The organism is Enterococcus infantis, from assembly GCF_049166715.1.
Taxonomy (GTDB): domain Bacteria; phylum Bacillota; class Bacilli; order Lactobacillales; family Enterococcaceae; genus Enterococcus_C; species Enterococcus_C leclercqii.
Genome location: NZ_JBMHFB010000007.1, coordinates 51728 through 76892 on the forward strand (window position 1 = coordinate 51728; position 25165 = coordinate 76892).

A 25165-nucleotide genomic window follows, 5' to 3' on the forward strand; every position below is an offset into this window, starting at 1 on the left:
TTTATTTTGAAAGCATCTGAAAACTATTTACATGTTTTGCAAAACAATGTAAACTATTGGAAATTAGAATTTTCAGACTATTACTACAAAGAGGTGTGAGGATGAATCAAAAACTGTCAAAAGAAAACCTGATGTATGATCCTTCTTTTGAAAAGGATGCCTGTGGAATGGGTTTTATCGCGCAAAAGGACGGGATTGCCTCCCACCTTTTAGTAAAGCGGGCACTGACAATGTTAGAGCGGATGAATCATCGTGGGGGCACTGGAGCAGAACCGGATACCGGAGACGGCGCGGGGATCCTGATGGCCTTGTCAGATAACTTCTTCCAGCATAAAGCCAGTGAAGCGGGTGTTTTTTTACCTGAGCAGGGAAATTACGGGGTAGGGATGCTGTTTCTACCTAAAGAGGAAAAGAAGAAAGAACAATTGACTAAAGCGCTGGTGCATGACATTTTCTCAGCGGGGTTTGACGTGCTTTGGACCCGGGATGTTCCTTACAATTTTTACAACTGTGGGCCGGGAGCACAAGCTGTGATGCCAAGTTTTTTGCAGATTTTTGTGGAAAAACCGCTGGACATCAAAAAAGGACGAGAGTTTGAAGATCAGCTTTTCCGGCTGCGTCGCAAATTGGAGAAATCTTACGATGCTGCAGAAGTTTCTATCTGTAGCCTTTCTTCTAAAACAATCGTCTATAAAGGGATGCTCCACGCGTATCAGGTAGGAGAATTTTTCCCGGATTTACAGGATCCTGAGATGACTACCAGTATTGCGCTGACCCATTCACGATTTTCCACCAATACTTTTCCCAGCTGGGATCGCGCGCAGCCCTTTCGTTTTTTGGCACACAACGGTGAAATCAATACTTTGCGGGGTGCCGAAAACTGGATGCACAGCCACAAGATCGAGGTTTACAATGAAGACAATTCAGATTCTGCCAAGCTGGAGAACTGTCTGGAATATCTTTATAGAAATGGGCGAGATATTCCCCATGCCTTGATGATGCTGGTACCAGAAGCTTGGTCAGAAGAAGCTAATTTATCGGCTGAGTTGAAGGCTTTTAATGAATACAATGCCAGCTTTATGACGCCGTGGGATGGCCCGGCTGCTTTGTGTTTTACAGACGGTGAGATTGTAGGGGCGGCTTTGGATCGTAATGGTTTACGACCGTCTCGTTACTCCATTACGAAGGATGGCTTTATCATTGTCGCCTCTGAATCTGGAGTAGTGGATCTGGCACCTTCTCAGGTCATTGAAAAAGGAGTCTTGGGACCAGCCAATATCTTTTTGGTGGACACTCGCAATGGTAAGATTTTTCGTAATGAAGAAATCAAGCATAAATATGCCAAGGCTAAACCTTATCAGAAGTGGTTGAATAAAAATCGTTTGGAACTGCAGGAACTGGTTGAAACGTTTCCGATCAAGCAAGACTTTAATGAGTCAGAACGGAATCGATTGTGGAAGCTAAATGGCTACACCGAGGAAATTTTACGTACGGTAATTGCCCCGATGGCGGAAAAAGGGGAGGAACCGGTGATTTCCATGGGGTATGACTCACCGCTAGCTGTCCTCAGCGACAAACCGCAATCATTGTTTACCTACTTCAAGCAACAGTTTGCCCAAGTCACCAATCCTCCTATTGATGCGATTCGTGAAAAAATGGTAATCGGAACCGAACTATTCCTGGGTCGGGATGGTGATATTCGTAAAGATACTGCAGACAACTGCTGCAAGCTGAAAGTCGCCAATCCGATTTTATCCACGACTGATTTTGAAAAAATGTTGGCAGTGGATCGTGGCAAACAGAAGACCAGCTGTCAGTCCTTGCTGTATCAGATGGATCCAGATAATCCGAATGCATTGCAACAAGCTCTCGAAATGCTATTCAAGGAGGCAGAAGCTAAAGTTGATGCCGGTGCTACAATTTTAGTATTGAGTGACCGTGACCGCAGTGAAGGGCAGTTGGCGATTCCAATCCTTTTGGCAGTCAGTGGGCTGCATAATTACTTGGTGAAGCAAGGCAAAGGGGCGCTGGCTTCTATCGTGGTGGATTCAGCAGAAGTCTGTGAAGTCCATCATTTTGCGATGCTGATTGGTTATGGTGCAAGCGCCATCCATCCGTATTTGGCCTATGCTTCACTGACGGCGTATGGCTTATCCGATAAGGCAGAAAACTATCGGAAGGCTTGTGAAAAAGGGCTCGTAAAAGTGATGAGCCGAATGGGGATTTCGACGGTTGCTGGCTACCATGGGGCGCAGCTGTTTGAAGCAGTCGGCATTTCAGCGACGGTGGTTGATCAATACTTCACCGGAACAGCTTCACGAATTGGTGGACTGAACTTACAGCAAATCGAAGCCGAATATATGGCACGTTATCAGGAAGCATATGGTCCCCACAGCAATGATTATCTGCCTTCTGGTGGCAGCTTCCAATACAAAGCCGACGGTGAACATCATCTGTTCAACCCAAAGACGATTTATAACTTCCAAAAAGCGGTCCGCTCCGGTGATTATGGCCTGTATAAAGAATATGCCGCAGCCATGAATGAAGAAGCCTTGGCAACGCCGACAACTTTACGGGCAATGTGGGAATTCACAGCAGAACGTCCAAGTATTCCGCTAGCAGAAGTCGAGCCAGCTGAGCGCATCGTGAAACGATTCAAAGTAGGTGCCATGTCTTACGGTTCCCTCAGTGAAGAAGCACATAAATGTCTGGCTGAAGCAATGAACTCGATTGGTGCAAAATCCAACTCTGGTGAAGGCGGTGAAAACCGTGATCGCTTTAAACCAACACCTGACGGACGCAATTTCAACAGTAAGATTAAACAGGTGGCTTCCGGACGTTTTGGTGTTAACGCCGAGTACTTGATGAGTGCAGAAGAGCTGCAGATCAAAGTCGCTCAAGGGGCAAAGCCCGGAGAAGGCGGGCAACTTCCCGGCAACAAAGTTTTTCCGTGGGTAGCGGAGATCCGTGGTTCCACACCGGGAGTTCGCTTGATTTCACCACCGCCTCATCATGACATTTATTCTATTGAGGATCTGGCACAGCTGATTTACGATTTAAAGGCGATCAATCCTTATGCTCGCATCAACGTCAAGCTGGTGTCTTCCACTGGTGTGGGTACGATTGCTACCGGTGTTGTTAAAGCCGGTGCCGACGTGGTAGTAATTTCCGGATATGACGGTGGTACTGGGGCTTCACCTCGTAATTCTGTAAGGGATGCCGGCCTGCCTCTTGAAATGGGTCTGGCAGAGGCTCACCAAACCTTGGCGCTGAACGATTTACGTCAGCGTATGACCTTAGAAACTGATGGGAAGCTGATGACCGGTCGGGATATCGCCATAGCGACACTTTTAGGTGCGGAAGAATACAGCTTTGCTTCATTGGCTCTAGTGGCAATTGGCTGTGTTATGATGCGAGTTTGCAGCTTGAATACTTGTCCTGTAGGAGTAGCTACCCAAAATCCAGCCTTGCGGAAATTCTTCGTGGGTAAGCCAGAGCACGTGGTGAATATGATGCTGTTTTTGGCGGAAGATTTGCGGGAAATCATGGCTGAACTGGGTTTCAAAACTATCGATGAAATGGTGGGACATACCGAAGTCTTGACGACCCGCTTTGTAGCTAAAGGCAAGGCGAAGTCATTGGATTTTTCAAAAATGCTGGGAACTACTATTGGAATTCAACGAAAAACAGTGGATCCCTTCTTGGAAAAACGACAGTGGCCGCTATTGGACGACTATGGGCAGGCGGCTATTGAGAATGCTCAGCCGGTGACGGTCACAGAAACAATCAATAACGTAAAACGCTCTGTCGGTGCTCGCATGGGTGGATGGATTGCGGAACGTTTCGGTAATTATTCACTGACTCCGGGATTACTAAATTACACCTATACAGGAATTGCTGGGCAGAGTTTTGGTGCCTTTACAACACAAGGAATGGAATTGAAGCTGATTGGTGAAGCAAATGATTACGTCGCCAAAGGACTCAGCGGTGGGCGCTTGATTATTATACCTCCAGAAGATGCTGCCTATGATGTGGAACAATCACCAATCGTCGGCAATGTTGCCTGCTTCGGTGCCAACAAAGGTGAAGGGTATTTCCGCGGACTGGCGGGGGAACGATTCTGTGTACGAAACAGTGGGGCCAAGGTGGTTGTTGAAGGCGTTGGTGATAATGGCTGTGAATACATGACCGGTGGCGTCGCCGTGATTCTCGGCAAGACCGGCCGTAATTTTGCTGCCGGTATGAGTGGTGGTGTCGCCTATGTTTACGATCCTGAGGGAGTTTTCCCCAGCAAGTGCAATCTGGAGATGGTGGACCTGTTTTCAGTTGGAGACTGTGGCGATGACAGTATCTTGAAAGAAATGGTGGAGAATCATTTTGCCTTTACCGGCTCATTGAAAGCAAAGCAGCTCTTGCAAGAGTGGGAGAGTACAGTTGGTCAATTTGTGAAAGTCTATCCACGAGAATACCATGCGGTGAATGATGCATTGGCTGAGTTTGCTGCCGAAGGAATTGCTGGTGCTGAATTAGTGAATCGCGCCTTTGAAAAAGTCGTTGGACAACAGGCTGTTCCGGTAGTTGCTGCAATGGGAAAGGAGGGGGTCTAAATGGCTGATCCATTCGGTTTTATGAAATATCCCCGTAAAGATAATCCGTATCGGGACGTAGCAGAGCGTATTACAGATTGGCATGAACTACAAGTCCCATTATCGGCAGAAGAACGACAAAAACAAGCCGCCCGCTGCATGAATTGTGGGATTCCATTTTGTCATGCCGGTACCTTTTACGGCGAGCAGCGGGCCGCATCAGGCTGTCCCAATGACAACCTGATCCCTGAATGGAACGATTTGTTGTACCAGGGATTGGAGCAAGCCGCATTCGAACGTTTGGCTCGAACCAACCCTTTACCTGAGATGACCGGCAGAGTCTGTCCCGCCCCATGTGAAAAGGGCTGTACCGAGTCTTTAAACGGCGATGGAGTTACCATTCATGACAACGAGCGCTACATCATCGACACTGCTTTTGAAAAGGGCTGGGTCAAAGCTAGCGGCGAGCCAGTGGAACGGACTGGCTTCAAAGTCGCTATTGTTGGTTCAGGCCCGGCTGGACTGTCTGCCGCATGGCGGTTGAATCAGTTGGGACATTTAGTGACAGTTTATGAACGCAGTGACCGCTTTGGTGGCCTATTGATGTATGGTATCCCGAATATGAAGCTGGATAAAGATATCCTGCAGCGGCGGATTGATTTAATGGTCGAGTTGGGCATCACTTTTGTTGCAGATACCGAAGTCGGCGTGGATGTGACCGTCAAAGAGCTTTCCGAAACGTTTGATCGGATTATCTTATGTACTGGAGCTGGTGTTCCACGAGATTTGGCAGTGACCGGTCGCCATTTGCAAGGAATTCAGTTTGCTGTGGACTATCTGACAGAAGCTACCAAAGACGTCTTGAAGCATGGCAAAGATGCCACTTCGAAAAAATTGGCGGGTAAGCATGTGGTTGTCATCGGCGGTGGTGATACCGGCAATGATTGTGTTGGAGCTGCTATTCGACAAGGAGCAAGTTCAGTCAAGCAATTGGAAATCACACCAGCATTACCTGAAGACCGACCGACAACTAATCCTTGGCCAGAGTATCCTTTTGTGGCAAAACTAGGCTATGGACAAGAAGAAGCCGCCTTTGTCACTGGAGAGGCAGTTTCTCGCTACAGTACGTCTACGACCGGATTTATCGGTGCTGAGCGGGGACAGGTGATTGCTGTCGAAACAGTGAGCGTCGGTACTGATTTTCAGCCGATAACAGGAACCGAACAAGTGCTAAAAGCAGATCTGGTCTTGCTGGCGATGGGCTTTACCGGCGCAGAGCAAGCGCTGTTCGATCGGTTTGAAATCAAAGAAATATATGATGATTACACCACCAATAATGAACGGGTGCTGGTGGCAGGCGATGCTAAGCGGGGACCAAGCCTTGTAATCTGGGGAATTCGCGAAGGTCGTAAAGCAGCAGAAAAAGTCGATGCCTCCTTAAGAGCATTGATCTATCAGTAAATAAAAGCGTACTAAGCTATTGGTTCCATGAAGACTGCAGGTCGAGTCAGAAATGACTAGATTCTGCAGTCTTTTTAGTGGCTTTTGAGTAAAGGAGAAAGTATAGTGCTCAAAGTAAGCCAGTATAGTATTCTTAGTTAAAAAGCAATCATTGCGGTGCAGTCAGGAGCAGGTTATGTCAAAAAAAGTAAGTAGAATTTTTTTCAGTATTTTTCTTTTGATTCTTCTCAGTCTGTTGTTTTTGATAGGAGTCCTGCACTTTACTCCTACCCCTTTGTTTAGATTAATTAATTTAGTCCCTTGGAATACTGTTCAAACAAAGCCTAGAGACTATTCAGCTATAGAAGAAGGGATAAAAGTTGAAAAAAATGTGAGTTATTCTAATGACTATCCAAAAAGCAGATTGGATATCTATTCTCCAAAAGAAATGAAAGAAAAGCTGCCAGTGATCATTTTCATTCACGGGGGTGGTTTTTTTAAAGGAGAAAAAGAAATGGCCCGATTTTTTGGCCCAACTCTAGCCAACAGTCACTATGTGTTCGTTAGTGTGGATTACAATCTTGCGCCAGATTCGACAATTTTTGATCAGGTGAAACAGATAAATGAGGCCCTTCATTTTATTGTCTATGATGGTGAGAAATATGGGATGGATAGTAAAAAGATCAATTTATCAGGCTCTTCTGCAGGCGGATTTTTAGCATTACAGCTTTTGTCTGCTTATCATGATGAGTCCTACGGGAAAACATTAGGAATCCAGCCAATCAATGACTTGAGCCTTCGAAGTCTACTGCTTTACAGTAGTGTTTATGACTTATCGAAATTTCAACAGCCCAATCAAAATAAACTGGTGGACTACTTGATGACAAAGACTGGTTGGGGAATAACCGGGGAAAAGAACTGGCGAGCAGATGCCTCACTTGGACGAAAATTAAACCTAAACAACTTCATCAGCGAAGATTTTCCACCAATCTTTATTACTGATGGAAACTACCAAACCTTTACCACGCAAGCAAAAGAGTATGCTGACAACCTGAAAAAAACCGGAAACAATGTAGAGACACTTTTTTTTGATTCGAATGAGCAAATTGGTCACGGTTATCAACTAAAAATGGACACTGTTGCGTCAGAGCAAGCAGTTAAAGCGTCTAGCCTATTTTTGGAAAAATGGAATAAATAAAAGACCGTATCATAAGCAACAGAAAACCTAATTGTTCCTCCCAACTTTAAAAATTGACAGGTTTTACGTAAACCAAAAAGACTCCGACAAAGGCTGACGCATGTCTTAGCCCTTGTCGGAGTCTTTTTCAATGAAATATAGTTGGAGGAATTAAAGCAGGCCGCGTTCCCGGTACCATTCATCAGGTTCCCAAATCCATTCAAAGCCGTCTTTTTCTACCAGCTCAAAGGCAGCATCCGGGCCCATCGTACCCGCAGCATAGTTAGGAAAATCAGGTTCAATATGGTCCCAGACGTGACGGATGGCGTCCACGATTCGCCAAGATTGAGCAACTTCATCCCAATGTGTGAAGTTGGTAGAATCCCCCTTCAGTGCGTCCAAAATCAAACGCTCATAGGCTTCGGGACTATTTTCTACAGCATCGGCACTGTTACGGTAATCCAACTTCACCGGTTGGGTATCGAAACCTTGGCCGATCTCTTTGCCGTTTAAAGTCAGGCTAAAGCCTTCAGTAGGCTGAATATAAATGGTCAGGATATTCGGTGGCAGTTGGCGTTCTTTGCAGTCGGCATTGATCTCCGCTTTGAATAAGTTCAACGGCACCTGCTTGAAGACGATGTTGATACGAGTTCCTTTTTCAGTTAGGCGCTTACCAGTACGAATATAAAAAGGAACTCCGGACCAGCGGAAATTATCAACAGTAAATTTACCTGCAACAAAGGTTTCTGTCACTGATTCTGGTGCTACGTTTGGTTCGTCACGATAGCCGGCAAAATCACTGCCATTGATACGGCCAGATTGGTATTGTCCACGAACAAAATTGGCTTTGACTTCTGCTTCGTTGTAGATACGAACCGCATTTAATGCTTTGATTTTCTCAGCCCGGATTTCGCTGTCAGAAAAAGCTGCAGGTGGTTCCATCAACAACAGCGAAAGAATCTGCAGGATATGGTTTTGGACCATGTCTTTTAAAGCACCGCTCTTGTCATAGTAGCCACCGCGGTCTTCTACGCCGAGGCTTTCTGCCAATGTAATCTGGACATTATCAATATAGCGATTGTTCCAGAGTGACTCAAAGATATTGTTGGCAAAACGAATGGCTGAGATATTCTGGATCATTTCTTTACCCAAGTAATGATCAATCCGGTAGATTTCATCTTCTGAAAATACTTCGCCGATTGCACGATTCAGCTGTGTCGCTGACTCTAAATCTGACCCAAAAGGCTTTTCAATGATGACGCGATGGAAGCCACTGGAATTCTTCATTCCATGTTCCTTCAGATGAGTAACAATGGTGCCAAAGAAGTTGGGGGACATTGCTAAATAATACAGTCGATTGCCGGATAGCTGATATTTTTGATCCAATTGGTCAGTCAACAGCTTTAAGGTGTCATAGTGAGCAGCATCCTGAACATCATGGGCTTGATAGTAAAAATGGCTGGCAAAGCTCTGGGCTTCTCCTGATGTTGGTTCAAGATCGGCGATGGCTTTCCGGACGATTTCACGATAATGTTCATCGCTCCATTCGCGGCGGGCAGTTCCGATTACGGCAAAGTTTTCCTGCAAGTCACCTTTGCGAAACAAGCGGAAGAGGGAAGGATAAAGTTTACGGAAAGCTAAATCTCCGGTAGCACCAAAGATAGTAAACAAAACGGGTCTGTTTTCAGGCATAACAGGGACATCTCCTTTATAATTGATCGACAAAAATCGTGCTGGCCGCTTTGTAGCTGACTTGGCGGCTACGACCATCTTCACCGACGATAGTAATCGGGCCTTCATAAGCAGCCACTTCCGAGATTTGACAAACATCACCAATCTTGATATCCAATGAAACGAGGTAATCAAGAAGTTCCCGCTCATCCAAAACCCGCGCAATCCGAATGTTGTCGTCTGCTTGGTAGTCTGCCAATGTCTTACGATCTTGTTCGTGGACAGTTTCATTTGCTTCAGGAATCATCCCGCCATGTGGGCAAAAACGGGGCTCGTTTAAATAATCGGAAAGCCGTTCTGCCAGTTTTTCTGAAGTCACATGCTCCAAAACTTCGGCGTCGTCGTGGACTTCATTCCAAGAGTAGCCCAAGTGTTCTACCAGGAAAACTTCCCATAAGCGATGCTTTCTGATCAACGTGCTGGCTGTCTGTAAGCCGGATGCAGTCAACTGAACGCCTTGATAGGCAGTGTGGGAGACCAATTCTTCTTTTACCAGTTTGGACAACATCTCGCTGACGGAAGCCGGCGCTACCGACAAACCTGCCACAATCTGCTTGTTGCTAACTTTTTGGCGGTCGCCTCCCAGTTCCAAGATAAGCTTCAAATAATCTTCACGATTAGGGGTCACAGGTCTCATTCCTTTCGTCGAATGCGTTAAAAATCATCAGTAAATAGGGCAAATACTCAGTGATACAGTAATTGAGAACTGTTCTCGTCAATTCTACCAAAAAATGTCGCCAGTTGCTATTTTTCCTTTTCAACCACTTCTCGAATCAGCCAAATTTTAGGTAGATCCCGAATGTTAGCGGCTCGCTTCTAGGAATGTGGAAAAAATAGGTCTTTACTGGAATTTTCTCATGTAAAAAGCCGAGGACACGGTTTAGCTCAGGGAAAGTAACCAGTTGGCGGTCTCCCGTGAGTGGTCCGTATTCTTCGGCTAGATAAAGCACTTCTTTGATAAGGTATTGCTAAATTCAATTAACGTCAGGTAGAAAATCGGCTCGCCCGATTATGCCCAGTCACCGTTACGGAAGACTGGAACCAAGGTGCCGTCTGCTTTGATTCCGTCGATATTCATCTGATCAGAACCTACCATAAAGTCTACATGGGTGTGGCTGCGATTCAAACCAGCAGCGTCTAATTCTTCCTCTGTCATTTCGGTGCCGCCTTGCAGGTTGAAAGCATAAGCAGAACCAAAGGCCAAGTGGTTGGAAGCATTTTCGTCAAACAAGGTGTTGAAGAAGATGATGCCAGATTGTGAAATAGGGGAAGGATCAGGAACCAACGCGACTTCGCCTAAGTGTTTTGCTCCCTCATCGGTATCCAACAGTTTTGCCAAGACATCTTGACCTTCTGCAGCAGAAAATTCAACAACTTTTCCGTCTTTAAACGTGAATTTCATTCCAGAAATGATATTGCCGGCGTAACTCAGTGGCTTGGTACTTGAAATGACACCATCTACACGGCGGCTATCGGGAGCAGTGAAGACTTCTTCTGTTGGCATATTGGCCATGAATTTTTCATTGCGGCTATTAAAACTGCCGGCACCTTCCCACAAATGGTTTTTTGGCAGACCGATAGTGATGTCCGTTCCCGGTGCCGTGTAGTGCAGTGCCGTGAATTGTTCTTTATTTAATTCGGCTGCTTTTGAAGCTAGTTTTTCATCGTGGGCTTTCCAGGCAGCAACAGGGTCATCGCTGTAGACGCGGGTGGTTTTAAAGATTTCATCCCAGAGTTTAGCTTGGGCATCTTCGGCGGAAAGTTCAGGGAAGACTTTTTGTGCCCAATCTTCGCCAGCTGCAGCTACGACTGTCCAACTGATTTTGTTGGCTTGGGTTGCTTGCCGGATATTTTTCAATGCTTTTCCGGAAGCTGCTTGGTATTTAGCTACCCGGTCGGTATCTGTTCCTGCCAAGGCATCTGGACTGGATGAAACAACGCTGATTCGACTAGCTCCTTTTGCAATCCAGTCATCGCCGCGATCAACGATGTATTGGGGGATGTCAGTCAAGCGGTCTTCCGCTGCATGCAGGAAAAATTCTTTGTTGATTTTGTCATCTGTCCATTGCAACACCACTTCCGCTGCTCCAAGTTCATAGGCCTTTTTAGTGATTAGGCGAGCCAAAGGAGCTTGGTCTACTGCAATCGATAACACAATCGTATGCCCTTTTTGCACATTGACGCCGACTTCTACGATCAATTGTGCGTATTTTTCTAAGTTTTTCATAAAGGTAGATTCAGTCATGATATCCCTCCGAAATAAATTATTATAAACAAAATTATGATAACATTGTGGCGCTGTTGGAACAACAATAAAGGACGCTGGCGTATTTTTTGTCAAAAAATTGGTAAGGTCTGTGTTAATAACGAATTATTTAAAGATTAAATGACGAAAATTCGAAACTGGTTTTGAGTTTAAAAAAAAAACATGATACAATAAAGACAGCTGAAATGTAAGCGATGTACATAACTTGTAGGGGAGAAAAAGTATGGCAAGAAAAAAGACAATAACAAGAGAGCAGATTTTGGATGCGGCTTATGCCGTTGTTTCAACTGAGGGATTTTCCCGCTTTACTGCTCGTAATATTGCAGCAAAAATGAACTGTTCTACGCAGCCAATCTACTTGGAGTTCAAGAACATGGAGGATCTGAAACGCGCATTGATCAAAAAGGTCCATGACTATTTGGCAACGGAAGTATTTCCAGTGGAACATACAGGGGAAAAGATTGTCGACTTGGCTTTAAATTACATCGGATTTGCGACTAAAGAACGTCGGTTGTACCGGGCGATGTATTTGGAAGAGTACGGTGGCGGTCGTGAGATGCAGGAGTTTTCTTATGCTTTCTATAAGAATTTGGTGCGCTCAGATCCAGATTTTAAAGACTTGACTGAAGACGAGATCGAATCACTCCACACTGGGACTTGGATTATTGCAACTGGGATTGCAGCATTGATGTCTTCAGGAATTATTAATCCTTCTGAGGAGCAAATTATTCGTCTGATGCAAGAAAGCATTCAAGGAATCCTAGATCGAAAAGAAACAATTGAGGTGTCTTGATTTCAAAATGAGCCGGCAACTTGAAGGTTGCCGGTTTTTTGTGGTATTTTGCTTGCACTATTTGAGTCAAGCTATTTTCAGTTAGATTGGTTTTAATGGAACTGTTAGTAAGAGCTGGCCTCCTTGCCGTGGGGAGTTGTTGAATGGCTCACAGCATTTTAAAAGACGTTTTTAAAAGACAATTTAAAAGAACTAATAGCCAGCTTGGTTATTTTTCCGCAAAATTGGCGCAAAAATCTTTCCTATGATAGAATAAGAACGATTTTATAAGAGGAGTCTGAACAGAATATGATAACATTAAAATCACCACGAGAAATTGAGACAATGAAAGAATCCGGTGCTCTTTTGGCTGATGTCCATAAACAGCTCCGCAGCTTTATCAAACCTGGTATCACCAGCTGGGATATCGAAGTGTTTGTCAGAGAGTATATCGAATCTCACGGAGGCATCGCCGCCCAGATTGGTTTTGAGGGCTACGAGTATGCCACTTGTTGCAGCATCAACACTGAAATCTGCCACGGTTTTCCTCGTAAGAAAGTATTGAAGAATGGCGATCTGATCAAAGTTGACATGTGTATCGACTTGAAAGGCGGCATTTCTGACTCCTGCTGGGCTTATGTAGTGGGGGAAAGTAACCCAGAGTTGGATCACTTAATGGCTGTTACTAAAAAGGCACTGTACCTGGGGATTGAGCAGGCGCAAGTCGGTAAGCGTATCGGGGATATCGGTCATGCTATCCAAACGTATGTAGAAGCCCAAGGACTGTCGGTTGTCCGTGATTTTATCGGCCATGGCGTAGGTCCAACAATTCATGAAGAACCCGCTGTTCCTCATTACGGTGAAGCAGGCAAAGGCTTGCGTTTGAAAGAAGGAATGGTCATCACGATCGAGCCGATGGTCAACACAGGAACCTGGAAAATGAAGATGGATCCGAATGGTTGGACGGCTTACACATTGGACGGCGGTTTGAGTTGCCAATACGAGCACACCATCGCTATCACTAAAGAGGGGCCAATGATCCTGACTTCCCAAGGTGAAGAAGGAACATATTGAGGGTTCAGCTCCTCGCAAAGCTGCACTGAACTTTGGAGGAGATCAATGAAACTGGTAGAAAAAATCAAAAATAACAAACGATTAATGACGCTTTTGACAATCAGCAAAGAGCGTTTTTCAGAAGCGGAATTGAGCAACAGCGGGGTAGTAGTTTCTTACTATCTGCTGTTGTCGCTGTTTCCGCTTTTGATTGCGGTAGGAAATATCCTGCCGTTTTTACATATCGACCCCAACGATGTGCTTCCCTACATCGAAAACATCATTCCTAAAGAAATCTACAGTTTTTTAGGACCTGCTATCACCAGCTTGCTGACGCAAGGTTCCGGCGGGCTTTTGTCGGTTTCGGCCTTGGCTACATTGTGGTCTGCCAGTCAGAGTATCAATGCGTTACAAGGCGCTTTGAACAAGGCCTATGGAGTCGATGGTCGGGATAACTTTATTGTGACTCGGGTGGTTTCGGTGGTCATCATCGTCTTTTTGTTTCTGGGAATCATCGGGGTAACACTGATTCTTGGTGTGGGTAAGAGTATTTTGGATGCCTTGCAGCCGATTTTTGGCTTCTCAGAAGGCATAATTGGTCTTTTTCAGACCCTCAAGTGGCCAGTGACTATTATCGCACTACTAGCGATTATGATGATTATCTACTGGTTGGTGCCCAACGCCAAAGTCACCTTCCGCTCGGCGTTTCCTGGCGCAGTGGTGGCGACAGTGGGTTGGATGCTATTAGGTCAGCTATTTGGCTTGTACACCCGCTTTTTTGCTTCCAAAGTCAGCGGCTATCAGATCATCGGGAGTTTTATTGTCTTGATGCTTTGGCTTAACTTGGCATCTACAATCATCTTGGCAGGTGGCATTTTGAATGCAGTCATCGAAGCTTATCGTTCCGGAGGAGAAGTAGCGGAGCGAAAAGGGCCTGTTTCAAAGCTCACCTCGAAAATCAGCAATAAGTTCAGCGAACATAGCGGCAATGATTCGGACAGCTAATAGTTCTTGCTTCGGCTTACAGGGAACTACTAATTACAGCCAAATCTGGTTACACTACTGTGTTGTTATATTGTTGAATATTCAGTCGTGAATCTGCGACAGACTATTTATCTACAGAAAGAGAGAAATCGACGTGCCTCATTTTGCCTTTAAATTCATCATTCAAATGTTCATCACGATGATCCTGTCATTGGTTTTGACCCCTTTAGTCAAGCTTCTCGCCTTTAAGATTGGTGCGGTAGATATGCCAAATGCTCGGCGAATCAATAAAAAGCCGATGCCTTCTGCCGGGGGCCTGAGTATCTTTTTGGCTTTTTCGATTTCGATGCTCTTTGGCTTTCAGGACATTCAATTGTACAAAGTCACGGGACCTATCGTATTAGGGGCGGCAATCGTTGTTTTGACAGGGTTAATTGATGATGTACGAGAACTAAAGCCTTGGCAAAAAACGCTGGGGATTACGTTGGCAGCCTTGGAAGCCTATTTCGTAGCTGGTATCCAGATGGACAGTATCAGCTTTCCTTTTTTCGGAAAGTTTGAACTAGGCTGGCTGAGTTTACCGGTAACGATTATTTGGATCCTCGCCTTGACCAACGCTGTCAATCTAATTGACGGCCTGGATGGGCTGGCTTCTGGTGTTTCCATCATCGGCTTGTCAACGATTGGGATTATTTCCTTTTTCTTCTTGTTGCCAGACGCCAGCTTGGTAACGACCATTATTATCTTTACGCTGGTGGCCGCAATTTTGGGCTTTTTCCCTTACAATTTCTATCCGGCAACGATCTATCTGGGGGACACAGGTGCGCTTTTTCTCGGCTATATGATCTCTATTGTCTCCATGTCCGGTTTGAAAAATGCTACTTTTATCTCAATCTTGACGCCGATGCTGATTTTAGGGGTACCGATTACAGATACTGTTTACGCCATGATTCGTCGCAAGTTCAATAAACAGAAAATCTCTTCCGCAGATAAAATGCACCTGCACCACCGTTTAATTTCCTTGGGCTTTACCCATCGCGGGGCAGTTTTAACCATCTATGCGCTGGCGTTGGTCTTTTCGTTTATAGCTTTGTTGATGAATTACGCCAGCACGCAAGCCATGATCTTATTGATTATTTGCACTGTTATTGGACTGGAATTATTTATTGAACTGATTGGACTAGTTGGTGAAAATCGACAGCCTTTGATGAAGGCGCTGAAGTTTTTAGGAAATCGCAGTTATCGCCAACATGTGATGCATCGGGAGGAAACAGCTGAGGACCAAGAGCAGACAGAAAACCACGATACCCAACAGCTAAAGGATCAGGAGCCTGGGATTTCTAAACCAGGCAGCTCTGATGATAAGGACCATGAGCCTGACAAGCAATAAAAGGGGCTTCTAAAAGGAGTCATCACCTTAGAAAAGATAGCTTAAAATCGAGGATTGATACACTACTTTAAAGCTTCCGCTATTTTGCGGAGGCTTTTTTCAATGTAGGGGACGACGGTTATTCATGTTGGTCTTCTAAAGAAGTTCGCTTTGTTTCTCAACTCGATACTACATTCTCCTAGAATTGTGAAGTTCATGGATGAAAGTCCTTTTTTTCGTCCCTTTTTCAGTCTAACAATGATACAATAGCAACTGATTTGACAGAAAAGACGCTGGCAATTTTGCCCGTTTGAAATTTTTATCTGTCTTGAATGGAGGAATCAGCTTTGGAAGCTGCACAGACTGACCTCAGTTTGAATAATATTAGTTACCGAACCGAAGAGAAGACGATTTTATCAGAGATTTCGCTGGGCCTTGCTTCTGGAGAAATTTATACCTTGATTGGCCCATCTGGAGCTGGCAAGACGACTTTGCTGCGGCTGTTGGCAGGCTTATTACAGCCGACAACTGGCAGCTTGGAGTTGGGAGGCAATCCTTATGACCCCCGGCAACACCGTATTGCACTCGTACCCCAGGATTACGGTTTACTGCCGTGGCAGACTGCTTGGCAGGCTGTGACGGAAGCTGCAAAAATCAGTCGCCAGACCAAAAAACTCTCTCTTACTGAGGAAGAAGATATCCGTCAGCTGTTTCGAGACATGGAATTGGAGTCCGAAAGTCGTCGCTATCCTGGACAGTTGAGTGGTGGCCAAAAGCAACGAGTAGCGATTGCTCGGGCTTTTGCCTGCGACAGTCAACTGCTTTTGATGGATGAACCCTTTTCTGCTTTGGATGCTTTAACGCGAGACAAAGCTCAAAATTTGTTTATCAAAAACTGGTTGAAACGGCCCACGCGAACCTTGTTTATTACCCACGATGTCACCGAAGCCCTCCTAGTGGGGCACCGGGTAATCGTTATGGCTAAAGAACCTGGCCGAATCAAAGAAATCATGACTTCTCCTTTGACTGACAAAGAAAATTTGGAGCATGCCCGCCAGTCACAAGAGCTGTTTGCGGCGGCAACCTATCTAAGGGGGCAGCTGTTATGAAAAAGAAAATTATGACTCGTTATCGTACCTCTTTTGGGTTTGTCGCAGCACTTTGTTTTTTATTTGGCATCTGGCTGATTGCCAGTCTGTTAGTTCAAAAAACGGTCCTGCCATCGCCAATCACGGTTTTGGAAAAGTTGCCGTTGCTGTTCTCCAAAGGAATGCTGCAGCATGTGACTGCCAGTCTGTATCGAATTGCTATAGGAATGGGAGTGGCTGTTTTATTGGGGTTCTTGCTGGGCTTGCTGATGGGGAGCCTTCCTAGATGGCAAAGTTTCTTCTCGCCTTTAATCTATTTGACTTACCCGATTCCCAAAATGGCACTGTTGCCTATTGTAATGCTATTGGGGGGCTTGGGGGATCTTTCGAAGATCATCATGATTGTCTTAATTGTAACTCCTCAGGTACTGGTTGCCGTGCGAGATGCGGTGCTGGAAATTCCGGCACATTATTACGATGTGTATCGGTGTATCGGTGGCAAAAAGAGCAAACTGTTCTACAAGATTACCCTGCCGGCTTGTTTACCGGCAGTCTTTAGTACTTCCCGAGTTTCTCTGGGCACAGCCATTTCGATATTGTTCTTTACAGAAAACTATGGAACTGAATACGGAATGGGCTATTTCATCATGGATGCTTGGATGCGTATGGATTACCCAGCGATGTATGGGGGCATTTTGCTGCTGAGTTTGCTGGGGTTGATTCTGTTTATATTATTGGATGTACTGGCGGATAAAACGATGCGTTGGCGCAATCATTAATTGAAAAAGAGAAAGATATTCTAAGACTGACTGCAGGATTGGCTGTGGGCAGTCTTTTTTAGCGAAATTAGCTAACCTGTGAAAATTTGTAAATACAACAAAAACAGTTTGACATATGAGCCTCTGTTCATTTATAATACAAATGAACAGATATTCATGTATTCGCTTTAAGTGCGAGTGGTTCTCTTGAATGAAGAGAACCTATAGAGAGGGGGAACTATACATGGAAAAGAGTTATTATTTAAAAGGCCTGGACTGTGCCAATTGTGCGGCAAAAATCGAGCGGGCAGTCACTAAAGTAGATGGTGTAAAAACAGCCAATGTCGATTTTATGAGTCAAAAAATGTCAATTACCTGTGAACAAGAGAATCTGCCAACTGTTGAAGCTCAGGCATATAAACTGATAGGGCAGCTTGAACCAGATGTTGCAGTTGTTCCCACAGAAAGTGAAGGTTTGCAAAACGAGCACAGCCACGGGCATACTCATGACCATCAGCATAGCGGCGGTGAAAACGGCAATCTTTGGCGAATAATAGTCACAGGGCTGGCACTGGCACTGCTTTTGTGGCTCAATCCAATCGGTCTGCCACGGGTAATTGCCTATGTTGTCGTTTATGCTTTGATCGGTGGCAATATCGTTAAAAATGCAGTCATGAATATTTTCCACGGGGAAGTTTTTGATGAAAATTTTTTGATGACTGTTGCCACGATTGGTGCATTAGCTATTGGTGAATTTCCTGAAGCGGTTGCGGTCATGTTTTTATATCAAATTGGCGAGTATTTCCAAGACTTCGCTGTGGATCGTTCCCGTAAGAACATTCGGGAATTGATGGATGTCAGACCAGACTTTGCGCGTTTATTAGCCGATGGTGTTGAAAAAGAAGTTTCACCGTCTGCCGTTGAGGTGGGCAGTTTGATTGTGGTTAATCCAGGGGAAAAAATCCCACTAGATGGGCTGATTGAAGAAGGGAGCAGTAGTGTAGATACTTCAGCTTTGACCGGCGAATCAATGCCCCGCCAGTTAGCGACAGGTGATGAAATTTTGAGTGGGATGATCAACCAAGATGGGCGCCTTGTGATAAAAACGAGCCGCAGTTATGGTCAATCAACGGTTTCTAAAATTTTGGAGTTGGTGGAAAACGCCAGCAGCCAAAAAGCACCGGCTGAAAAATTTATTACCAAATTTGCTCGTTACTATACGCCGGCGGTAGTGGGTTTGGCGGTACTCTTAGTCGCAATTCCAACGCTGTTTTTGGGAGGAGATTTTAAAGAATGGCTGTATCGGGCATTGACCTTTCTAGTGATTTCTTGTCCGTGTGCCTTGGTGATTTCCGTGCCTTTGAGCTTTTTTGCAGGAATCGGTGGTGCCGGTAAAGCGGGGATTTTGGTTAAAGGCTCCAATCACTTAGAAACGCTAGCCAATGTCGATACGGTGGTCTTTGACAAGACGGGGACGTTGACTGCCGGTAAATTTGCAGTAGAATCAGTTTCCGGACCACTTCCTACCCAAGAAATTCTATACTATGCGGCAGCATTGGAACAACATTCCAGTCACCCTATTGCACAGTCAGTTATGCAGGCTGCGGCCTCTGAATCAGTGGCTAGCGTGGCTGACCTGAAAGAAGTCGCCGGTCACGGAATCACCGGAGTCGTTGACGGAAAATTAGCTGCTATCGGAAATCAAAAATTGATGCAGATGCTGGGGGTAACTTATCCTGAAAATGATGCTGTGGGAACCGTGTTGTATCTGGCCATCAATGGAAATTATGCCGGTTTGTTAGTAATCAATGATCAGATCAAGTCGGATGCTAAGGAAGCAATCACCGGCTTACAAGCGGCAGGTGTCAAAGAAACAATCATGCTGACCGGCGACAGTCCCAAAGTTGCTGCTGCAGTTTCTCAAAAACTCGGTTTGAGCCGCTTTTTTGCCGGCTTACTACCAGAGGACAAAGTCAGTCATTTGAAAGAAATCATGGCACAGTCTGTAGGAAAAGTCGCTTTTGTAGGGGATGGGATCAATGATGCCCCTGTGTTGGTAACGGCGGATTTGGGTGTAGCTATGGGCGGACTGGGAAGTGATGCTGCAATTGAGGCGGCAGACATCGTCATTATGAACGATCAGCCTTCCAAGTTGACCCAAGGAATCAAGATTTCCCGCAAGACGTTAAAAATCGTCAAAGAAAATATTCTCTTTGCTTTGGGTGTCAAAGCGGTTGTCCTGGTTTTAGGAGCATTGGGGTATACGTCAATGGCGGTTGCCGTCTTTGCTGATGTGGGTGTGACACTTTTAGCAGTCCTAAATGCGATGCGTTGTTTACGAGTGAAGTGATTCAACCAACTGAAAACATTTCTGGTGCTAAAAGCACATGACTGGAGCTGGATAACAAGTACGAAGCAGCGGCAGGGCTCATTTTTGAGTAGTCAGCTGAAATATTTATAAAAAAGACAAGCAACTTCCACTCTTCTTGAAGGAAAGTTGCTTGTCTTTTTTTACTAGTATCTGATAGTTGGCAGTGTTCGCTTCGCCGGGTGGTGACTGGACTGGAGGATTATCACAGCCCCAGAACTGCCACCGCTCCTAATGGTTTATACGAAGGTCTAGTTTACAGAATCAGTCATTTTTTATGCTCGGTTTTTATTGCGTATCAATGGTTTCTAGAGCGCCATTTAATCGTATGTTTTGTGGGACGAGTCTTTTTGACATCGACCCCTTTTTTGTCAATGTTTACGATATAGTCATTGTTTTTCAACATGTAACGAACCCGCTCGGCTGTATCAGCGACAACTTCTTTGATTTTCATATTGCATCCTCCTCGTATAACTCAGTTTTAGCCTCTCTGATAATCGTAGCCCAAGTCGGCTTTTCAGGCAACTGATAAGAAGTCAGCCCTCAATCTCGATGCCAAGGACAGTCAAATGACCATTGCCCACCAATTTGATTACCAGCTTTGCCAAATGATCTGGGGTCATGTCCGAATCAGTGGTCAACCACCAATGCAGTGTGCCAATAAAGATGGAGGTCATGTACTCGATGATGAAATCCATCGGCACTTCAATGTCATTTTCGGTGATTTTCAGACGGTCAAAAATATGGGCGTACTGCTCGTACAAAATATCGGCGATTTTTTTGCGCAAGATTTCCATTGAAGCCCCGTCCATGACAGTCAGGTAAAACTTGCTGTTTTTTTGGATGTTTTGATAGATGTGGGTCATGAGAAATTCAATCTGTTTGACCCGCAGACGATTGCCCTGCAATAAATCGGTAGGGGATAAAACGGAAGTGAAGGCTTCAATCGCCAAGTCAAAGATCCTTTCGTAGAGATCTTGTTTGTCTTTGTAGTGGGCATAAAACGTCGCGCGATTGATCATGGCCTCTTCGGCGATATCCTGTACGGTGACTTGTTCGAAGCCTTTTTCTTCTACTAAGCGAATAAACGCTTCGACGATCATTTTATTCGTACGTTTGACGCGTAAATCGGTTTTCTTCATGAAATTCCTTTCTTTTCCGACAGAATCCGACAATGTGTTGTTTAAATCACAGATTGCTGTTTATTGTGTATTGTCATTTTTTTCACAAGTCTATAAAATATACATGAGTATTATATCAAACATCGCGTAAGATATTCAACACACTGTCAATTAAAAAGTAAGAGGGTATGTAAACATGAAACTACGAGCGGGGATCGATGTGGGCTCTACCACAGTGAAGCTGGTAATTTTGGACGAGCAGAATCAATCAGTATTTGCAAAATATGAACGGCATTTTTCCGATGTGAAAACTGCCACAAAAAAAATCTTGAATGAAGCACGGGACTTGATGGGGGATGTTCCGATTGCTATGAATATCACCGGTTCTGGGGGGATGGGGCTGGCAGACGTCTTGGACATTGACTTTGTTCAAGAAGTAATTGCCTGTACCCGGACAGTAGAAGAGGTGATTCCTCAGACCGATGTCGTGATTGAGCTGGGGGGCGAAGATGCCAAGATTACCTTTTTTGAAGGTGCCCTGGAACAACGAATGAACGGGAGCTGTGCCGGTGGGACCGGTGCCTTTATCGATCAGATGGCGGTTCTTTTGAAGACGGATGCCAATGGTGTCAACGAGCTGGCTAAAAATTATAAGCAGCTGTATCCGATTGCTTCTCGCTGTGGCGTGTTTGCCAAAACGGATGTTCAGCCATTGATCAATGAAGGAGCTGCCAAAGAGGATATTGCGGCGAGTATTTTTCAAGCCGTCGTCAATCAGACGATTGCCGGTTTAGCAGCTGGACGTAAAATCAAAGGCAACGTCGCATTTTTAGGTGGACCGCTATTTTTCATGTCAGAGTTGCGTCAACGCTTTATCGAAACGCTAGCTATTCAACCAGAAAATGTTGTTTTCCCGGAAAATCCTCAGCTGTTTGTAGCTATGGGTGCGGCTTTTTATGCGGAAACTGCCGATGAAAAGACACTTTCTCAACTTTTGGAAGCATTGGATTCCGGCGATCAAAGTCAACTAAAACCCAGTGATACCTTGCAGCCGTTGTTTTCCAGTGAAGAAGAATTGGCGGAGTTTCGTGCCCGCCACGCACAAGCAACGGCTGAAGAAAAAGAGCTGGCTACGCATTCAGGCGCTGCTTATTTGGGGATTGATGCGGGTTCTACCACCACTAAGGTCATCTTGATTGACGATGCTTGTCGGATTTTATTCTCCCATTACGGCAACAATGAAGGCCAGCCGCTGGAAACAACGATGGCGGTTTTGGCAGAAATGTACGGCAAAATGCCAGAAGATGTTTATATCGCCAAGGCAGCGATTACCGGCTACGGGGAACACTTAATCAAAAATGCGCTGAAGGTCGACATCGGGGAAGTCGAGACGATGGCTCACTACAAAGCTGCCAATCACTTCCAGCCGGGGGTTGATTTCATTCTTGATATCGGCGGACAAGACATGAAAGCGATGACCATCAAAGAAGGCGTTTTGTCTTCTATTCAGTTGAATGAAGCTTGCTCTTCTGGTTGCGGGTCTTTTATTGAAACTTTTGCAAAATCGCTAAACTATGATGTCAAAGACTTTGCAGTCGAAGCCTGCAAATCCAAAGCACCAGTGGATTTGGGTTCTCGCTGTACAGTCTTCATGAACTCCAAAGTGAAACAGGTTCAAAAAGAAGGAGCGACTGTTGCTGACATCTCCGCCGGCTTGTCTTATTCTGTAATCAAAAATGCCATCTATAAAGTTATCAAAATTCGCCGTCCGGAAGAATTGGGAGACAAAATTGTCTGCCAAGGGGGGACATTTTATAATGAAGCGGTGCTGTGGGCCTTTGAAGAAATCAGTGGTCGGCAAGTGGTCCGTCCCTCCATTGCCGGTTTGATGGGCGCTTATGGAGCAGCTATCATTGCCTTGGAAAATGCCGAGGTTGGAGATGAAAGTACGATTCTGGACAAAGAACAGCTGCAAAGCTTCACCGCTGAAAAAGAATTTACGCATTGCGGATTGTGCGAAAACAACTGCATGATGACAGTCACCATTTTTTCTGACGGGCGTCAGTTTGTTACCGGTAACCGTTGTGAACGAGGGGCCCGAATCAAGATTGACCGCAGCCAGCGTAAAGTCAATCTGGTGGACTACAAGTACAAGCGCTTGTTCAAATACCGCCCGTTGAAGGAAAAAGAGGCCTTTCGTGGAATCGTAGGTATTCCACGAGTCCTGAATATGTATGAAAATTATCCTTTGTGGCACACGTTTTTCAGTGATCTGGGCTTTCGGGTTCAGCTGTCGCCTCGTTCCAATAAAGAGCTGTACGAACAAGGAATGGAGACTATCCCAAGTGATACCGCTTGTTATCCTGCCAAAATTGCACATGGCCATATCCAAGCGTTAATTGATGAAAAGGTTCCAATGATTTTTTATCCTGGTGTGGTTTTTGAAAGACAGGAATCTGCTGAGGCCGACAATCATTTTAATTGTCCTATCGTTCAAAGCTATCCGGATGTGATTCGTAACAACGTGGACGATATTCGTGAGGGGAAAGTTGATTACCGCAATCCCTTCATCAATTTGTCAGATGAAGAGTCTGTCGGTAGTGTATTGGCGAAAAACTTTGCTGATTTGAATATCTCGGAAAATGAGATCCGTCAGGCCTTGCATCATGGCTACGAAGAGTTGGAAAAATTCAAAGCGGACATTCGCCGCAAAGGGGAAGAGACGCTAGCCATGCTGACCGCCAAAAATCAGCGGGGTGTCGTGGTGTCTGGTCGTCCGTATCATTTGGATCCGGAAATCAATCACGGGATTGCAGAAGTTATCACACAAGAAGGCTTCCACGTATTGACTGAGGACAGCATTTCTCATTTGGGCGATGTAGGGAATCTGCGGGTAGTCAATCAGTGGGTCTACCATTCCCGTCTGTATGCGGCTGCTCGAGTAGTAGCAAAATCCAAACAATTGGAATTGGTTCAATTAAATTCTTTTGGCTGCGGGTTGGACGCAGTAACCACTGACCAAGTAGAAGAAATTATGGATCAGTACGGCAAGATTTATACCGTATTGAAGATTGACGAAGGCTCAAACTTAGGGGCCATCCGAATTCGGTTGCGCTCCTTAAAAGCGGCAGTCAACGAGCGGGACAAGATGGATTTCACACCAACCAAGCGCTATGAAGAGCCGGAAAAAATCGTCTTTACCAAAGACATGGCCAAACGCCATACGCTTTTGATGCCAATGCTGTCACCAATTCATCAAGAAGGTTTGGTAGACTTGGCGTTACAAGCTTCCGGTTATGATGTTGTTTGTCTGCCTTCAGAAGACAAAGAAGCAATCAATGTCGGCTTGAAGTATGTTAACAATGATGCTTGTTACCCGGCAATTATCTCTATTGGGCAACTGGTGGAAGCCTTGCAAAGTGGCGAGTACGACCTGAACAACACCAGTGTCATGATGACTCAGACTGGTGGCGGTTGTCGGGCTACCAACTACATTCCGCTGCTGCGAAAAGCTCTGAATGATGCCGGCTTCCCACAAGTTCCTGTGGTTTCAGTCTCCATGGGGAATAAAGGGGTCGAGCAAAATCCTGGCTTTAAATTCACGCTGCCGATGCTTAAACGAATCATCGTGGCCTTTTTATACGGAGATCTTTTTGAACGGTTGGTTTACCGAACCCGTCCTTATGAAATGCAAAAGGGCCAAATCGACCAGCTTCACGAAGCCTGGCTGAAAAAAGTAGCCAAAAATGTTCGCAACGGTTCCTTGACTCAGTTCAATCGCAACATGAAAAAGATCATTCGCGATTTTGACACCGTGCCATTGACGGATGAAGTCAAACCGCGAGTCGGTGTCGTTGGCGAAATCTTGGTGAAATATTCACCAACTGCCAACAATGACATCGTACGCTTGCTGGAAGCAGAAGGTGCCGAAGCGGTGGTACCAGACATTATTGGTTTCATGAACTACTCCCTATACAACCAGATTTGGAAGTATCAAAACCTGGGGATGGCCAAACGTAGTAAAATTTTGGCGGAGCTCGCCATCAAGATTATCGAGGTTGTGGAAAAACCGATGGACAAGGCTTTGCGCGCCTCTGAACGATTCGACGGAATTCATTCCATTTATCAGTTGGCGGATGATGCCAGCAAGATTCTCTCCATTGGCAATCATACAGGGGAAGGCTGGTTTTTGACTGGTGAAATGATTGATCTGTTGAAATCAGGCGTTCACAATATTGTCTGTATGCAACCTTTTGGATGTCTGCCAAACCATGTGGTAGGTAAAGGTGTCATCAAGGAGCTGCGTCATCAGTATCCGAAAGCCAACATTGCGGCTATTGATTACGATCCAGGGGTTTCCTTGGTAAATCAATTGAACCGGATTCGTCTGATGATGGCGACTGCCAATAAGACGCTGAAAGCAGAGCAAGTCAAAGTTTGAGATGTACCAAA

Annotated in this window: 16 protein-coding genes; 11 read left to right on the forward strand and 5 right to left on the reverse strand. The window is 45.2% G+C overall.

What is annotated here, in order from left to right:
* Positions 1 to 101: 101 nt before the first annotated feature.
* The 3 genes from gltB (at position 102) to ACOMA8_RS09525 (ending at position 7224) form a co-directional block, all read left to right on the forward strand.
* A complete protein-coding gene (gene gltB, locus ACOMA8_RS09515; RefSeq protein ID WP_421370291.1) occupies positions 102 to 4607 on the forward strand; it encodes a glutamate synthase large subunit in 4506 nt (1501 codons plus the stop codon).
* Positions 4608 to 6047, forward strand: a complete 1440-nt coding sequence (locus ACOMA8_RS09520) for a glutamate synthase subunit beta (RefSeq protein ID WP_421370293.1) — start codon at positions 4608 to 4610, stop codon at positions 6045 to 6047. It abuts the gene before it with no gap.
* A gap of 175 nt (positions 6048 to 6222) precedes the next feature.
* A complete protein-coding gene (locus ACOMA8_RS09525; RefSeq protein WP_421370295.1) occupies positions 6223 to 7224 on the forward strand; it encodes an alpha/beta hydrolase in 1002 nt (333 codons plus the stop codon).
* Between the two features lie 150 nt (positions 7225 to 7374).
* Here ACOMA8_RS09525 and zwf read toward each other — a convergent pair whose 3' ends face one another.
* The 3 genes from zwf to ACOMA8_RS09540 all read right to left on the reverse strand — a co-directional run bounded on the left by zwf (position 7375) and on the right by ACOMA8_RS09540 (position 11179).
* On the reverse strand, positions 7375 to 8895 hold the full coding sequence (gene zwf, locus ACOMA8_RS09530; RefSeq protein ID WP_161899439.1) for a glucose-6-phosphate dehydrogenase: 1521 nt from the start codon (positions 8893 to 8895) through the stop codon (positions 7375 to 7377).
* A gap of 16 nt (positions 8896 to 8911) precedes the next feature.
* Positions 8912 to 9562 carry a metal-dependent transcriptional regulator gene (locus ACOMA8_RS09535; RefSeq protein ID WP_161899440.1) on the reverse strand — a complete coding sequence of 217 codons (651 nt, stop codon included), beginning with the start codon at positions 9560 to 9562 and terminating at the stop codon, positions 8912 to 8914.
* Between the two features lie 381 nt (positions 9563 to 9943).
* A complete protein-coding gene (locus tag ACOMA8_RS09540) occupies positions 9944 to 11179 on the reverse strand; it encodes an aminopeptidase (protein ID WP_161899441.1) in 1236 nt (411 codons plus the stop codon).
* A gap of 244 nt (positions 11180 to 11423) precedes the next feature.
* On the opposite strand from ACOMA8_RS09540, the gene ACOMA8_RS09545 reads away from it, so the two are divergent.
* The 7 genes from ACOMA8_RS09545 to ACOMA8_RS09575 all read left to right on the forward strand — a co-directional run bounded on the left by ACOMA8_RS09545 (position 11424) and on the right by ACOMA8_RS09575 (position 19574).
* A complete protein-coding gene (locus ACOMA8_RS09545) occupies positions 11424 to 11993 on the forward strand; it encodes a TetR/AcrR family transcriptional regulator (protein WP_161899442.1) in 570 nt (189 codons plus the stop codon).
* Between the two features lie 288 nt (positions 11994 to 12281).
* A complete protein-coding gene (gene map / locus ACOMA8_RS09550; RefSeq protein WP_421370298.1) occupies positions 12282 to 13046 on the forward strand; it encodes a type I methionyl aminopeptidase in 765 nt (254 codons plus the stop codon).
* Between the two features lie 45 nt (positions 13047 to 13091).
* Entirely contained in the window at positions 13092 to 14030 is a 939-nt protein-coding gene (locus ACOMA8_RS09555) for a YihY/virulence factor BrkB family protein (RefSeq protein WP_421370300.1), read from the forward strand.
* A gap of 166 nt (positions 14031 to 14196) precedes the next feature.
* Positions 14197 to 15399 (forward strand): glycosyltransferase family 4 protein, encoded by a 1203-nt coding sequence (locus ACOMA8_RS09560; RefSeq protein ID WP_421370525.1) that lies wholly within the window; start codon positions 14197 to 14199, stop codon positions 15397 to 15399.
* A gap of 326 nt (positions 15400 to 15725) precedes the next feature.
* Complete coding sequence (locus tag ACOMA8_RS09565; RefSeq protein WP_421370302.1) at positions 15726 to 16487, forward strand: ABC transporter ATP-binding protein; 762 nt, start codon at positions 15726 to 15728, stop codon at positions 16485 to 16487.
* Positions 16484 to 17245, forward strand: coding sequence for an ABC transporter permease (locus tag ACOMA8_RS09570; protein ID WP_421370304.1), 762 nt, complete (start codon positions 16484 to 16486; stop codon positions 17243 to 17245). The genes ACOMA8_RS09565 and ACOMA8_RS09570 overlap by 4 nt, the downstream gene beginning before the upstream one ends.
* Positions 17246 to 17468: 223 nt before the next feature.
* Positions 17469 to 19574, forward strand: coding sequence for a heavy metal translocating P-type ATPase (locus tag ACOMA8_RS09575; protein ID WP_421370306.1), 2106 nt, complete (start codon positions 17469 to 17471; stop codon positions 19572 to 19574).
* A gap of 316 nt (positions 19575 to 19890) precedes the next feature.
* Here ACOMA8_RS09575 and ACOMA8_RS09580 read toward each other — a convergent pair whose 3' ends face one another.
* Both ACOMA8_RS09580 and ACOMA8_RS09585 read right to left on the reverse strand, forming a co-directional pair.
* A complete protein-coding gene (locus tag ACOMA8_RS09580; RefSeq protein ID WP_202622180.1) occupies positions 19891 to 20046 on the reverse strand; it encodes a hypothetical protein in 156 nt (51 codons plus the stop codon).
* A gap of 82 nt (positions 20047 to 20128) precedes the next feature.
* Complete coding sequence (locus ACOMA8_RS09585; RefSeq protein WP_161899448.1) at positions 20129 to 20734, reverse strand: TetR/AcrR family transcriptional regulator; 606 nt, start codon at positions 20732 to 20734, stop codon at positions 20129 to 20131.
* 175 nt (positions 20735 to 20909) lie between these two features.
* Between ACOMA8_RS09585 and ACOMA8_RS09590 the strand changes: the two genes are divergently transcribed.
* Positions 20910 to 25154, forward strand: coding sequence for an acyl-CoA dehydratase activase-related protein (locus ACOMA8_RS09590; RefSeq protein ID WP_421370308.1), 4245 nt, complete (start codon positions 20910 to 20912; stop codon positions 25152 to 25154).
* Positions 25155 to 25165: the final 11 nt, after the last annotated feature.

Coding starts and splice junctions, on each gene's coding strand:
- gltB (WP_421370291.1), top strand. CDS start 102: ATGAATCAAAAACTGTCAAAAGAAAACCTGATGTATGATCCTTCTTTT.
- ACOMA8_RS09520 (WP_421370293.1), top strand. CDS start 4,608: ATGGCTGATCCATTCGGTTTTATGAAATATCCCCGTAAAGATAATCCG.
- ACOMA8_RS09525 (WP_421370295.1), top strand. CDS start 6,223: ATGTCAAAAAAAGTAAGTAGAATTTTTTTCAGTATTTTTCTTTTGATT.
- zwf (WP_161899439.1), bottom strand. CDS start 8,895: ATGCCTGAAAACAGACCCGTTTTGTTTACTATCTTTGGTGCTACCGGA.
- ACOMA8_RS09540 (WP_161899441.1), bottom strand. CDS start 11,179: ATGACTGAATCTACCTTTATGAAAAACTTAGAAAAATACGCACAATTG.
- ACOMA8_RS09545 (WP_161899442.1), top strand. CDS start 11,424: ATGGCAAGAAAAAAGACAATAACAAGAGAGCAGATTTTGGATGCGGCT.
- map (WP_421370298.1), top strand. CDS start 12,282: ATGATAACATTAAAATCACCACGAGAAATTGAGACAATGAAAGAATCC.
- ACOMA8_RS09555 (WP_421370300.1), top strand. CDS start 13,092: ATGAAACTGGTAGAAAAAATCAAAAATAACAAACGATTAATGACGCTT.
- ACOMA8_RS09560 (WP_421370525.1), top strand. CDS start 14,197: ATGTTCATCACGATGATCCTGTCATTGGTTTTGACCCCTTTAGTCAAG.
- ACOMA8_RS09570 (WP_421370304.1), top strand. CDS start 16,484: ATGAAAAAGAAAATTATGACTCGTTATCGTACCTCTTTTGGGTTTGTC.
- ACOMA8_RS09575 (WP_421370306.1), top strand. CDS start 17,469: ATGGAAAAGAGTTATTATTTAAAAGGCCTGGACTGTGCCAATTGTGCG.
- ACOMA8_RS09580 (WP_202622180.1), bottom strand. CDS start 20,046: ATGAAAATCAAAGAAGTTGTCGCTGATACAGCCGAGCGGGTTCGTTAC.
- ACOMA8_RS09585 (WP_161899448.1), bottom strand. CDS start 20,734: ATGAAGAAAACCGATTTACGCGTCAAACGTACGAATAAAATGATCGTC.
- ACOMA8_RS09590 (WP_421370308.1), top strand. CDS start 20,910: ATGAAACTACGAGCGGGGATCGATGTGGGCTCTACCACAGTGAAGCTG.